General features: G+C 72.2%; 9 protein-coding genes. 7 read left to right on the top strand and 2 right to left on the bottom strand.

The window, feature by feature from the left end:
* The first annotated feature begins 15 nt into the window (after positions 1-15).
* Genes DKT69_RS37320 through DKT69_RS37310 form a run of 3 tightly spaced genes read left to right on the top strand, consistent with a single transcriptional unit; the run spans position 16 to position 3,445 of the window.
* Positions 16-747 (top strand): succinate dehydrogenase cytochrome b subunit, encoded by a 732-nt coding sequence (locus tag DKT69_RS37320; protein ID WP_201750056.1) that lies wholly within the window; start codon positions 16-18, stop codon positions 745-747.
* Positions 748-749: 2 nt separating this feature from the next.
* A complete protein-coding gene (locus tag DKT69_RS37315; protein WP_109806045.1) occupies positions 750-2,687 on the top strand; it encodes a fumarate reductase/succinate dehydrogenase flavoprotein subunit in 1,938 nt (645 codons plus the stop codon).
* Positions 2,684-3,445: a succinate dehydrogenase/fumarate reductase iron-sulfur subunit gene (locus tag DKT69_RS37310; protein WP_109806044.1), complete on the top strand. Its 762-nt coding sequence runs from the start codon at positions 2,684-2,686 to the stop codon at positions 3,443-3,445. Before DKT69_RS37315 ends, DKT69_RS37310 begins: the two co-directional genes overlap by 4 nt.
* Positions 3,446-3,952: 507 nt before the next feature.
* Here the strand turns inward: DKT69_RS37310 and DKT69_RS37305 are convergent.
* A complete protein-coding gene (locus tag DKT69_RS37305; protein ID WP_109806043.1) occupies positions 3,953-4,543 on the bottom strand; it encodes a hypothetical protein in 591 nt (196 codons plus the stop codon).
* Positions 4,544-5,210: 667 nt separating this feature from the next.
* On the opposite strand from DKT69_RS37305, the gene DKT69_RS37300 reads away from it, so the two are divergent.
* The 3 genes from DKT69_RS37300 (at position 5,211) to DKT69_RS37290 (ending at position 8,544) form a co-directional block, all read left to right on the top strand.
* Entirely contained in the window at positions 5,211-6,395 is a 1,185-nt protein-coding gene (locus tag DKT69_RS37300; protein WP_109806042.1) for a zinc-dependent alcohol dehydrogenase, read from the top strand.
* Positions 6,392-7,336: an SDR family NAD(P)-dependent oxidoreductase gene (locus DKT69_RS37295; RefSeq protein ID WP_109806041.1), complete on the top strand. Its 945-nt coding sequence runs from the start codon at positions 6,392-6,394 to the stop codon at positions 7,334-7,336. The genes DKT69_RS37300 and DKT69_RS37295 overlap by 4 nt, the downstream gene beginning before the upstream one ends.
* Before the next feature lie 65 nt (positions 7,337-7,401).
* Positions 7,402-8,544 carry an MBL fold metallo-hydrolase gene (locus tag DKT69_RS37290; protein ID WP_109806040.1) on the top strand — a complete coding sequence of 381 codons (1,143 nt, stop codon included), beginning with the start codon at positions 7,402-7,404 and terminating at the stop codon, positions 8,542-8,544.
* Between the two features lie 24 nt (positions 8,545-8,568).
* Here DKT69_RS37290 and DKT69_RS37285 read toward each other — a convergent pair whose 3' ends face one another.
* On the bottom strand, positions 8,569-10,080 hold the full coding sequence (locus tag DKT69_RS37285; RefSeq protein WP_109806068.1) for a deoxyguanosinetriphosphate triphosphohydrolase family protein: 1,512 nt from the start codon (positions 10,078-10,080) through the stop codon (positions 8,569-8,571).
* A 144-nt stretch (positions 10,081-10,224) separates the two neighbouring features.
* Between DKT69_RS37285 and DKT69_RS37280 the strand changes: the two genes are divergently transcribed.
* On the top strand, positions 10,225-12,494 hold a 2,270-nt coding region (locus DKT69_RS37280), incomplete at its 3' end, for a Tex family protein (RefSeq protein ID WP_236648789.1).

Here is a 12,494-nt window from a genome sequence, read left to right as displayed (position 1 = left end):
AAGACTGCGAGGTCGATGCATTGGACGACTGATCAAACTGCTCCTAGCGTCGGTCGTGTGGTAATCACGAAAACTCGGTCGCCCATCCGCTCGAACGTCGGCCTGAAGGCCGTCATGGCGGTGACGGGCCTTCTCCTGGTGCTGTTCCTCGTCGCGCACATGCTCGGCAACCTGAAGGTGTTCACGGGGGAGACCTCGTTCGACCACTACGCGCACTGGCTGCGCGACATCGGCACGCCGCTGCTGCCCCACACCTGGTACCTGTGGATCCAGCGCACCGTGCTCACCGTCGCCGTGGTGGCCCACATCGTGGCCGCCACCGTGCTGGCCCGCCGCGCCCGCGCCGCCCGCCCGGTCAAGTACGCGCACCGCAAGAAGGTGCAGGGCAGCTACGCGGCCCGGACCATGCGCTGGGGTGGGGTGATCATCCTGCTCTTCGTGATCTACCACATCCTGGACCTGACCACCGGTCACCTGAACCCGCAGGGCGACGCCAGCAACCCCTACGGCAACGTGGTCGCCGACTTCGCGCCGGAGCGCTGGTACGTCACGCTCTTCTACACCCTCGCCGTCGTCACGGTGGGCTTCCACCTGCGCCACGGCGCCTTCAGCGCGTTCCGCAGCCTCGGCCAGCAGACGCCGAAGGGCGAGCGCCGCGCCCGTACCGGCGCGCTGGTCCTGGCCGTCGCGCTCTGCGCCGGCTACCTGGTGGTCCCGTTCGCCGTACTCACCGGATTGGTGTCCTGACCATGGATCTCTTCATCGAGGGCGACCCGATCGCCGACACCAAGGCTCCCGAGGGCCCGATCGAGACCCGCTGGGACCGCCGCCGCTTCGAGGCGAAGCTGGTCAACCCGGCCAACCGCCGCAAGATGACGGTGATCGTGGTGGGCACCGGCCTGGCCGGCGGCTCCGCCGCGGCGACCCTGGCCGAGCAGGGCTACCAGGTGAAGTCCTACTGCTACCAGGACAGCCCGCGCCGGGCCCACTCGATCGCCGCGCAGGGCGGCATCAACGCCGCCAAGAACTACCGCAACGACGGCGACTCGGTGCACCGGCTCTTCTACGACACCGTCAAGGGCGGCGACTTCCGCTCCCGCGAGTCGAACGTGCACCGGCTGGCCGAGGTCTCGGTCAACATCATCGACCAGTGCGTCGCGCAGGGCGTGCCGTTCGCCCGCGAGTACGGCGGCCTGCTCGACACCCGCTCGTTCGGTGGGGCGCAGGTGCAGCGCACCTTCTACGCTCGGGGCCAGACGGGCCAGCAGCTGCTGCTCGGCGCGTACCAGGCGCTGGAGCGGCAGATCGGCCTCGGCAACGTGGAGATGAACGCCCGGCACGAGATGCTGGAGCTGATCATCGTGGACGGCAAGGCCCGGGGCATCGTGGTCCGGGACCTGGTCACCGGCGAGATCACCACCGAGATGGCCGACGCGGTCGTGCTCGCCTCCGGCGGCTACGGCAACGTCTTCTACCTCTCCACCAACGCCAAGGGCTGCAACGTCACCGCCACCTGGCGGGCGCATCGCAAGGGCGCGTACTTCGCGAACCCCTGCTACACGCAGATCCACCCGACCTGCATCCCGGTCTCCGGCGACCACCAGTCGAAGCTGACCCTGATGAGCGAGTCGCTGCGCAACGACGGCCGGGTCTGGGTGCCGAAGGCCAAGGGCGACGACCGCGCGCCGCGGGACATCCCCGAGGACGAGCGGGACTACTACCTGGAGCGGATCTACCCCTCCTTCGGCAACCTGGTCCCCCGGGACATCGCCTCCCGCGCCGCGAAGAACGTCTGCGACGAGGGCCGGGGCGTCGGCCCGACCAAGCTCGGCGTCTACCTCGACTTCGCGGACGCGATCAACCGGCTCGGCCGCAAGGCGATCGAGGCCAAGTACGGCAACCTCTTCGAGATGTACGAGCGGATCACCGGCGAGGACCCGTACGAGGTCCCGATGCGGATCTACCCCGCCGTGCACTACACGATGGGCGGCCTCTGGGTCGACTACGACCTCCAGTCGACCATCCCGGGCCTGTTCGTGATCGGCGAGGCGAACTTCTCCGACCACGGCGCGAACCGGCTCGGCGCCTCGGCGCTGATGCAGGGCCTGGCCGATGGCTACTTCGTGCTGCCCAGCACCATCGCCAACTACCTGGCCTCCGGCCCGTTCGACAAGGTCGAGGCCAGCCACCCGGCGGTGGTCGAGGCGCGCGCCGACGTCGAGGACCGGATCCAGCGGCTGCTGGCCGTCGACGGCGACCGGACGGTGGACTCGTTCCACCGGGAGCTGGGCCAGATCATGTGGGAGCACTGCGGCATGGAGCGCAGCGAGGCCGGTCTGCGCAAGGCGATCGACGAGATCCGCGCGCTGCGCGAGCAGTTCTGGCAGCGGGTCCGCGTCCCGGGCGACGGCGAAGGGCTCAACCAGTCGCTGGAGAAGGCCGGCCGGGTGGCCGACTTCTTCGAGCTGGCCGAGCTGATGTGCATCGACGCCCTGCACCGCGGGGAGTCCTGCGGCGGCCACTTCCGGGCCGAGCACCAGACCCCGGACGGTGAGGCGCAGCGCGACGACGAGCACTTCGCGTACGTGGCGGCCTGGGAGTACACCGGCACCGGCGAGCCGTCCGTGCTGCACAAGGAAGACCTGAAGTTCGAATACGTCCACCCCACGCAGCGGAGCTACAAGTGAACCTGACCCTGCGCATCTGGCGCCAGAAGGGCCCTGAGGACAAGGGTCGGATGGTGACCTACCAGGTCGACGACGTCTCCCCGGACATGTCGTTCCTGGAGATGCTCGACGTGCTCAACGAGCGGCTGATCCTCGCCGGCGAGGAGCCGGTGGCCTTCGACCACGACTGCCGCGAGGGCATCTGCGGCATGTGCGGCCTGATGATCAACGGCGACGCGCACGGGCCGCAGCGCGGCACCACCGCCTGCCAGCTGCACATGCGGCAGTTCTCCGACGGCGAGACGATCGACATCGAGCCGTGGCGGGCCCGGGCCTTCCCGGTCATCAAGGACCTGGTGGTCAACCGGAACGCCTTCGACAAGATCATCGCGGCCGGTGGGTACATCACCGCGCCGACCGGCAGCGCCCCCGAGGCGCACTCCACGCCGGTGGCCAAGGCCAACGCGGACGCCGCCTTCGAGTCGGCCGCCTGCATCGGCTGCGGCGCCTGCGTGGCGGCCTGCCCGAACGGCTCCGGCATGCTCTTCACGGCCGCCAAGGTCACCCAGCTCTCGCTGCTGCCGCAGGGCCAGCCGGAGCGGTACACCCGGGTGATCGGCATGGTCGACGCGCACGACGAGGCCGGCTTCGGCGGCTGCACCAACGCCGGTGAGTGCACCGTGGTCTGCCCGAAGGGCATCCCGCTGAACACGATCGGCCGGCTCAACCGCGACTACCTCGCGGCGACCGCCAAGCGCGGCGACACCCCGGGCACCTGAGCCCGGCCGTCCACCAGCGCAGACACCGACCGCCGTGCCCTGTCCGGGGTGCGGCGGTCGGCCTTTCCGGCCTTTTCCCCCGGGTACGGGCCCTGGCGGTTGTTGCCGGCACGCTACGAAGCTGATGACGTCAACGTCATCGGGTGGGACCCGGCCTCGTCGGGCCCCGGTGGCTCGCGGTCTTGTCGGTGGTTGCGCTCGCGCTTCTGGCTTTCGGGGTCCCGCTTCCGACCTGGTTGCGCCTGGGGGCTGGGGGCGACCGTCCCCGGCTCCGGGCGGTCAGGCTTGATCCCTGCGCCGGGGACGGTCACCCCCAGCCCCGTCGTGGTCGGCCGCCGCCCGCCCGTCACCGTCTTTCTGTGGTACGCCCCACCGCCTGCGATCTTGGACAGTTTCCGTTCGCTACTGACGCCAACTCTCCAAGATCTCGGGAAGTGCAGACGCCGCTGGCCGGCACCCCTGTCTCGGGGTGCCGGCCAGCGGCTTGTTGCGTGTTGCTTGGTTGGGTCAGCTGTTCCAGTGCTGGGCGACCAGGTGGGCGGCCTGCTGCTCCCACTGGGCGTAGGCGTCCGGGTAGGCCGACACCTGCACCGTCTGGGCGGCCTCGGTCAGCGGCATGTCCTGCCACCCGTCGACCTGCTTGAGACCCTTCTCGAACGCCAGGGTGGCGTACTTGGGGTCGGTGATCTGCTCCGGCGTGCCCCAACCACTCGACGGGCGCTGCTGGAACAGGCCCAGCGAGTCGTGGTCGTTGCGGTCACCCAGGTGACCCAGGTTCTCCAGCTTCGACTCCTGCAGCGACGTGGCGATCGAGATGACCGCGGCCCGCTCCGGCAGACCGGCCTTCTTCGTCGCGGCGATGATCGCCTTCGCGTTGGCGGTCTGCTCGTCGTTCAGGTCAATCTTCGACTGGGCGCCCTGCACACCATGCGGGATCAGCTTGCCCATGTCCGGCTTGTCGGCCTGCACCGCCACGGCGGCGGGCTTGGCGGTGACGGGGCCGGTGTCGGCGTGCGCGGCGATCGGACCGGCGAACACACCACCGGTGAAAGCCCGACCAGCAATACCCAGCACGCTCTTACGCAGCATCGTGTTCATGACAAAGCTCCTTGGGGGGTTGGCGCACACCCGGTGGAGGCCGGGACGTGCGCAAGCACCGTCAGGCGCTCAAAAAGAGTGCAAGGGGGAAAGTCTCTGCCCGGTGCCAGCCGCGGGGCGGGGGCCTCTTCGCGGCGCCGGGACCATGTGTAACGACCGCCGGCCCGCCATCATTCCCGGGGCGTCCGGCCCGTCGAGCGGGCCAGGTACTCGGTCGTACGCAATATGTAACGACCCCGGCCCCGCCACGATTCCGGCCTCAGGATGCCGCCGGTCACACCCAGAACCGGACATCTCGGCCAGACCGCACGGGCCGTCTCACGCCGACCGCCAAGATCCACACAACCTGCGGCGCACCGCGTATCACCACCCGGAGACACCAAGCTGCCGCAACCCGCGACGACATCGACGGGACACGCGAACCGCCCGACCGGGGACGCACGGGCGGACCGGGACCACGTCGGGGGTGTGGCCCGCCGTGACCGGCGCAGGGATCAAGCCTGACCGCCCGGAGCCGGTCACGGCGGGCCACACCCCCCACCGCAACCAACCACGCACCGCAACGCACGACCCGCCGCCTGGAGAGCGGAGGTCCCCAGCGACCGGTTCAAGCGTCCCAGCGCGGGTAGCAGTCCGATGGACGGCACCAAAGAGGGGACATTCAGGCATGAAGGCACTGACCTGGCAAGGCAAGCGTGACGTCCGGGTCGAGGACGTCCCGGACCCCAGGATCGAGGAGCCGACCGACGCGATCCTCCGGATCACCTCCACCGCCATCTGCGGCTCCGACCTGCACCTGTACGAGGTGCTCGGGCCGTACCTGAAGCCCGGCGATGTCCTGGGGCACGAGCCGATGGGCATCGCCGAGGAGGTCGGCCCGGGGGTGACCCGGCTGAAGGTGGGCGACCGGGTGGTCGTCCCGTTCAACATCTCCTGCGGCTCGTGCTGGATGTGCGCGCGGCAGCTCTACGCCCAGTGCGAGACGACGCAGGTCACGAGCGAGGGCAAGGGCGCCGCGCTGTTCGGCTACACCTCGCTCTACGGCTCCGTGCCGGGCGGGCAGGCCGAGTACCTGCGGGTCCCGCAGGCCCAGTTCGGCCCGATCAAAGTCCCCGAGACCGGCCCCGATGAGCGCTGGCTATACCTCTCCGACATCCTGCCCACCGCCTGGCAGGCGGTGAAGTACGCGGACACCCCGCGCGGCGGCACCCTCGCCGTCTTCGGGCTCGGCCCGGTGGGGCAGTTCTGCGCCCGGATCGGCCGGCACCTCGGCGCCGACCGGGTGATCGGGCTGGACCTGGTGCCGGAGCGGCTGGAGATGGCCCGCCGGCACGGCATCGAGGTGCTCGACGTGTCGGCCCTGGACGACGTCCCCGGCGCGCTGATCGACCTGGTCGACGGGCGCGGCCCGGACGCGGTGATCGACGCCGTCGGCATGGAGGCGCACGGCGCCCCGCTGGGCAAGGTTGCGCAGACGGCCGCCGGGCTGCTGCCCGACAAAGTGGCGCAGACGATGACCGACAAGGCCGGCGTCGACCGCCTCGTCGTGCTGTACGCGGCGGTGAAGGCGGTCCGCCGGGGCGGCACGGTCTCCGTCTCCGGCGTCTACGGCGGCGAGCGGGATCCGATGCCGTTGGTGGAGATGTTCGACCGGGGCATCCAACTGCGGATGGGGCAGTGCCACGTGAAGCGCTGGGTGGACGAGATCATGCCGCTGCTCGCCGGCGACGACGACCCGCTCGGGGTCGAGGACCTGCGTACCCACCGGCTGCCGCTGGAGCAGGCGCCGCAGGCGTACGAGATGTTCCAGAAGAAGCAGGACGGCTGCGTCAAGGTCGTGCTCGCGCCGTGACCCGGACGGTGGTGATCACCGGCGCGACCAGCGGGATCGGCCGGGCGGCGGCCCAGGCGTTCGCCGGGCGCGGGGACCGTCTGGTCCTCGCGGCCCGCTCCCCCGCCACCCTCGCCGAGGTACGCGAGGAGTGCCGGGCCGCCGGCGCGCCGGTGCTCGCCGTACCGACCGACGTGACCATGCCCGACGCGGTGGACGGGCTGGCCCGCGCCGCGCTGGCGGCGTTCGGCGGCATCGACGTCTGGGTGCACACCGCCGCGGTGATGGCGTACGGACGGTTCGACGAGGTGCCCGAGCGGGTCTTCGAGCAGGTGGTCCGCATCGACCTGCTCGCCGCCGCGGCGGTGGCCCGGGTGGCGTTGCGGCACTTCCGGGCCGCCTCGGCGGGCACCCTCATCCTCACCGGCTCGGTGCTCGGGCACATCACCGCGCCCTACCTGAGCGGCTACGTCGCCGCCAAGTGGGGCCTGCAGGGGCTGGGCCTGGCTTTGCAGCAGGAGGCTCGGGAAACCCCCGGGGTGCACATCTGTCTGGTCAACCCGGGCAGCGTCGACACCCCGGTCTACCGGCAGGCGGCCAACTACCTCGGCCGGCTCGGCCGGCCCCCGCTGCCGATCACCACCCCGGAACGGGTGGCCCGGGCGATGGTGGACTGCACCGACCGGCCGCGCCGGGAGGTGTCGGTGGGCCGGCTCAACGCGGTGATGCGGTTCGGTTTCACCGTCCTGCCCGGCGTGTACGACCTGCTGGTCGGACCGCTGATGCGGCGGGCGGGGCTGTGCGACCGGCCGGTGGCGCCGCACGACGGCATCGTGTTCACGCCCAACCCGGCCGGCGAGTCGGTGCGCGGCGGCTGGCTGCCGGACCTGTCGCAGGTGGTCCGCTCGGTCGGCGGGATGGGCGCTACGGTCGGTTCGGCGGTCCGGCGCCGGCTGGGCTGAGCGCGAGGGCGCGACGGCTTCGGGATGGCTACCGTGTACTGCGGGACACGGCGGAGGGGACGACGATGGGCGAGACAGCGGATCGGGCGGTAGAGCGGGCGCTCGGCCGCCGGCTGTGGCGGATGGCCGGAATGGCGGCGCTGGCCGGGGTGGCCTGGGTGGGGCGGGACGTCCCGGCGCAGCTCGGCGGCCGGCTCACCGGCGCGCGGGCGGAGCGGGCGGCCCGCTCGCCACGGTTCCGCGACGGCACCTTCCACAACCCGTCGAGCACCCGGACGATGGTCGCGGACCCGGGCCGCAACCTGGTCAAGGAGCTGATCTTCGGCAAGCAGAAGCGGCGACCCGACGGCGGGGTGCCGCTCTTGCGCCCGTCCGCCGCGCCCGCGTCCGACCCGGCCCGGGAGCTCAACGTCGTCTGGTACGGCCACGCCTCGGCGCTGATCGAGATCGAGGGGCACCGGGTGCTGGTCGACCCGGTCTGGAGCGGCCGGTGTTCCCCCTCGGCCCTGGTCGGCCCGCGCCGGATCCACGAGCCGCCGGTACGCCTCGACGAGCTGCCCCCGGTGGACGCCATCCTGATCTCGCACGACCACTACGACCACCTGGACCTGGCGACGGTACGCGGGCTGCTGGCCCACCAGTCGGCGCCGTTCCTGGTGCCGCTGGGCGTCGGCGCCCACCTCGACCGGTGGGGCGTGCCGGAGGAGCGGATCGTCGAGCTGGACTGGTCGGAGAGCCACCGGGTGGGCGGCCTGACCATCACCGCCACCGCCGCCCAGCACTTCTCCGGCCGGGGGCTGCGCCGCGACGGCACGCTCTGGAGCTCCTGGGTGGTGGCGGGCGCGCACCGCAAGGCGTTCTACACCGGCGACTCCGGCTACTTCGACGGGTACGCGGAGATCGGCGCCGAGCACGGCCCGTTCGACGTCACGCTGATGCAGATCGGCGCGTACGACCGGGCCTGGCCGAGCATCCACATGTTCCCGGAGGAGGCGGTCGCCGCCCACCTCGACCTGCGCGGCGGGCTGTTCCTCCCGGTGCACTGGGCGACGTTCAACCTGGCCCTGCACGACTGGGCCGAGCCGGTCAACCGGCTCTGGTTGGAGGCGAAGGCCCGGGACGTCCGGCTGGCGGTGCCGCGGCCCGGCGAACGGGTGGTGGTGGACGACCCGCCGGCCGTGGACGGCTGGTGGCAGGCGATCGCCTGAGCGGTCCGGCCCGGCCGGGTCGGCTCAGAGGACGAAGGCGTCCGTCCAGAGGGCGCCGGAGCGGCCGGAGAGGGCGTCCAGCATCGCCACCGCCTGGCCGTCGGTGAGCTGGGCGACGAAGTCGACGATGGCCCGGCCGCGGGCCCGGCCGATCCGGTCCTTGGTACGCGGGTGCAGCTCCGCCTCGGCCAGCTCCACCAGGTCGTGCAGCCGGCGGGGCAGCCGGGACTCCTCCTCCGGGTCGAGCAGCCACTCCCAGAGCGCCTCGACCAGGGTGCCCAGCAGCCGGGCCTGACCGCGCTGGTGCAGGGCCAGGTCGGGGCGGGCCAGCACGAACCGGTGGTGGACGAACTTGAGCACCTGCACCTCGTGCCACTGCGCCTCGGCCAGCAGCACGTACCCGGAGCGCCGGCCCGGCTCGGGGGTGACGGTGATCGACTCGACGAACCGGGTGGACCAGCGGGCGGAGAAGCGGGCCACGTACTGCTCCGCCTCGATCGAGCCGTCGAAGGGCAGCGCGAGCAGCCCCTCCACCAACTCCTCGCGGACGTGCTCGACCGCGGCGGCGAACGCCTCGTCGTCGGCGATCCAGGCGTCCTTGCGGTGCAGTTGCCGGCGCAGCCGCTCGATTGCCGCGCCGGGCCGGCGGGCCGCGGCGGCCAGGGCGGCGTCGGTGATGGCCCGGAAGTGCCCGCTCTCCCGCTGCCAGGCCATCAGCTCGGCGGCCACCGCGCCCTGCTGGAGCACCCCGACCCGGTAGAAGTCCTCCACGTCGTGGATGGCGTACGCGATGTCGTCGGCGGTGTCCATGATGGACGCCTCGGGGGTCTGCTGCCAGTCCGGGATCCGTCCGGCGAACGGCTCGCGGGCCTGCCGCAGGTCGTCCACCTCGGTCCGGTACGCCCCGAACTTCGCCGACCCGCTCTCCGGGTCGTCCGGTGGCGGGGTGGCGCCCCGGGGTGCCGGGTCGAGGTGACGCGGGTGCGGGTCCGGGTGATCCAGCCGGGTCCACGGGTACTTCAGCATCGCCGCCCGCACCGCGGCGGTGAGGTCCAACCCGGTGGTCGCCGCGCCCCGGATCTCGGTGCTGGTCACGATGCGGTACGACTGCGCGTTGCCCTCGAAGCCGTCGGCCAGGCCGAGCCGCTGCCGAGCCAACCGGTCCAGCACCCGCTCCCCCAGGTGCCCGAAGGGCGGGTGGCCGAGGTCGTGGGCGAGCGCGGCCGCCTCCACCACGTCCGGGTCGCAGCCACCGAGCTTCTCCAGCAGGGCGCGGTGCTGCTCGTCGGCGGTGAGCCGCTCGGCGACCGCCCGGGCCACCTGGGCCACCTTCAGGCTGTGGGTGAGCCGGTTGTGCACCAGCAGGCCCGAACCACCCGGGCTGACCACCTGGGTGACCCCGTTCAGCCGGGCGAAGAAGGGCGAGGCCACGATCCGGTCCCGGTCGGCCCGGAACGGGCTGGCGGCAAGGTCGCCGAGGGCCCGGGCGCTGCCGCCGAAGAGCCGCCGCGCCCGCGGGTCGGCAGGTGGTTCCATGATCGCCACGCTAGCGCAGCCGGCCGGCCTGCGGCGACGCGTCCGCCCATGCTGCGCCGGCGCGGGCGGCGGGTGCGGCGCGGCCGGTGACCGACGGAACGGCACAATGCACTGCGGAACCCACCGGAAAAGGCGGATCAGATCGTGACCCAGTCTGTGCACCAGCGGATCGCCGACGAGCTCGGCGTCGCCGAACGGCAGGTACGCGCGGCCGTGGAGCTGCTCGACGGCGGCGCCACCGTGCCGTTCATCGCCCGCTACCGCAAGGAGGCCACCGGCCTGCTCGACGACGCCCAGCTGCGCACCCTCGAGGAGCGGCTGCGCTACCTGCGCGAGCTGGACGAGCGGCGCGCCGCGGTGCTGGAGTCCATCCGGAGCCAGGGCAAGCTCGACGAGGCCCTGGCAGCCCAGCTCATGGCCGCCGACTCGAAGTCCCGGCTGGAGGACATCTACCTCCCGTACAAGCCGAAGCGGCGGACCCGGGCGCAGATCGCCCGCGAGGCCGGGCTGGAGCCCCTGGCCGACACGCTGCTGGCCGACCCGGGGCAGGACCCGCGTGGGACGGCCGCCGGCTACGTCGACGCCGACAAGGGCGTCGCCGACGCGGCCGCCGCGCTGGAGGGGGCGCGGAACATCCTCATCGAGCGGTTCGCCGAGGACGCCGACCTGATCGGCACGCTGCGCGAGCAGATGTGGTCGCGGGGCCGGCTGGTCTCCCGGGTACGCGACGGCCAGGAGGCCGCCGGTGCCAAGTTCGCCGATTACTTCGACTTCGCCGAGCCGTACACCCGGCTCCCGTCGCACCGGATCCTGGCCATGTTCCGGGGCGAGAAGGAGGGCGTGCTCGACCTGACCATGGATCCGGAGGGCGAGGGCGAACCGGACGCCGTGGTCACCGGCCCGACCCGCTACGAGGCGGCCATCGCCGGCCGGTTCGGCGTCAGCGACCAGGGGCGGCCCGCCGACAAGTGGCTGGCCGACACGGTGCGCTGGGCCTGGCGTACCCGGATCCTCATCCACCTCGGCGCGGACCTGCGGATGCGGCTGTGGCAGGCGGCCGAGGAGGAGGCCGTCCGGGTCTTCGCCACCAACCTGCGCGACCTGCTGCTCGCCGCGCCCGCCGGCACCCGCCCCACCATGGGCCTCGACCCGGGCCTGCGCACCGGCGTGAAGGTCGCCGTGGTGGACGCCACCGGCAAGGTGGTCGCCACCGACACGATCTACCCGCACGAGCCGCGCCGCCAGTGGGACGCCTCGGTCGAGACCCTGGCGAAGCTGGCCGGGGCGCACGGGGTGGAGCTGATCGCCATCGGCAACGGCACCGCGAGCCGGGAGACCGACAAGCTCGCCGGCGAGCTGATCAAGCGGTTCCCGCAGCTCGACCTCACCAAGGTGGTGGTCTCCGAGGCCGGCGCGTCGGTCTACTCCGCCTCCGCGTACGCCTCCCAGGAGCTGCCCGGGCTGGACGTGTCGCTGCGCGGCGCGGTCTCCATCGCCCGCCGGCTCCAGGATCCCCTCGCGGAACTGGTCAAGATCGACCCGCGTTCGATCGGCGTCGGGCAGTACCAGCACGACCTGTCCGAGGTGAAGCTCTCCCATTCGCTGGACGCGGTGGTCGAGGACTGCGTCAACGCCGTCGGCGTGGACGTGAACACCGCGTCCGCTCCCCTGCTCACCCGGGTCTCCGGCATCGGCGCCGGACTGGCCGAGAACATCGTGCTGCACCGGGACGCCAACGGCCCGTTCCGCACCCGGGCGGAGCTGAAGAAGGTGGCGCGGCTCGGCCCGAAGGCGTTCGAGCAGTGCGCCGGCTTCCTGCGCATCCCCGGCGGCGACGACCCGCTCGACTCGTCCAGCGTGCACCCCGAGGCGTACCCGGTGGTGCGGCGGATCCTGGCCAGCACCGGGCAGGACCTGCGCTCGCTGATCGGCCGGTCGACGATCCTGCGCGGGCTGAAGGCGACCGACTTCGTGGACGACACGTTCGGCCTGCCCACCGTCACCGACATCCTGCGCGAGCTGGAGAAGCCGGGCCGGGACCCCCGACCGGCGTTCAAGACGGCCACCTTCGTCGAGGGCGTGGAGAAGATCGGCGACCTGGTCCCCGGCATGCTGCTGGAGGGCGTGGTCACCAACGTGGCCGCGTTCGGCGCGTTCGTGGACGTCGGGGTGCACCAGGACGGCCTGGTGCACGTCTCGGCCATGTCGAACACCTTCGTCAAGGACCCGCGGGACGTGGTGAAGTCCGGCGACGTGGTCCGGGTCAAGGTGCTCGACGTGGACGTGCCCCGCAAGCGGATCTCACTGACCCTGCGGCTGGAGGACGAGGCGGCCCCGGGCGGCGGCCGGTCGTCCGGCGACGGTGGGCGGCGCGAGCGGGGCGGAGGGCGCCCCGAGCAGGGTGCGGCCCGGGG

This window comes from Micromonospora sicca, assembly GCF_003172935.1.
Classification (GTDB): Bacteria; Actinomycetota; Actinomycetes; order Mycobacteriales; family Micromonosporaceae; genus Micromonospora; species Micromonospora sicca.
This window is presented reverse-complemented; position numbering and strand designations above follow the sequence as displayed.

Excerpts from the sequence above, each read along its gene's own strand:
- DKT69_RS37320 (WP_201750056.1), top strand. The coding sequence starts at position 16 with ATGCATTGGACGACTGATCAAACTGCTCCTAGCGTCGGTCGTGTGGTA.
- DKT69_RS37315 (WP_109806045.1), top strand. The coding sequence starts at position 750 with ATGGATCTCTTCATCGAGGGCGACCCGATCGCCGACACCAAGGCTCCC.
- DKT69_RS37305 (WP_109806043.1), bottom strand. The coding sequence starts at position 4,543 with ATGAACACGATGCTGCGTAAGAGCGTGCTGGGTATTGCTGGTCGGGCT.
- DKT69_RS37300 (WP_109806042.1), top strand. The coding sequence starts at position 5,211 with ATGAAGGCACTGACCTGGCAAGGCAAGCGTGACGTCCGGGTCGAGGAC.
- DKT69_RS37290 (WP_109806040.1), top strand. The coding sequence starts at position 7,402 with ATGGGCGAGACAGCGGATCGGGCGGTAGAGCGGGCGCTCGGCCGCCGG.
- DKT69_RS37285 (WP_109806068.1), bottom strand. The coding sequence starts at position 10,080 with ATGGAACCACCTGCCGACCCGCGGGCGCGGCGGCTCTTCGGCGGCAGC.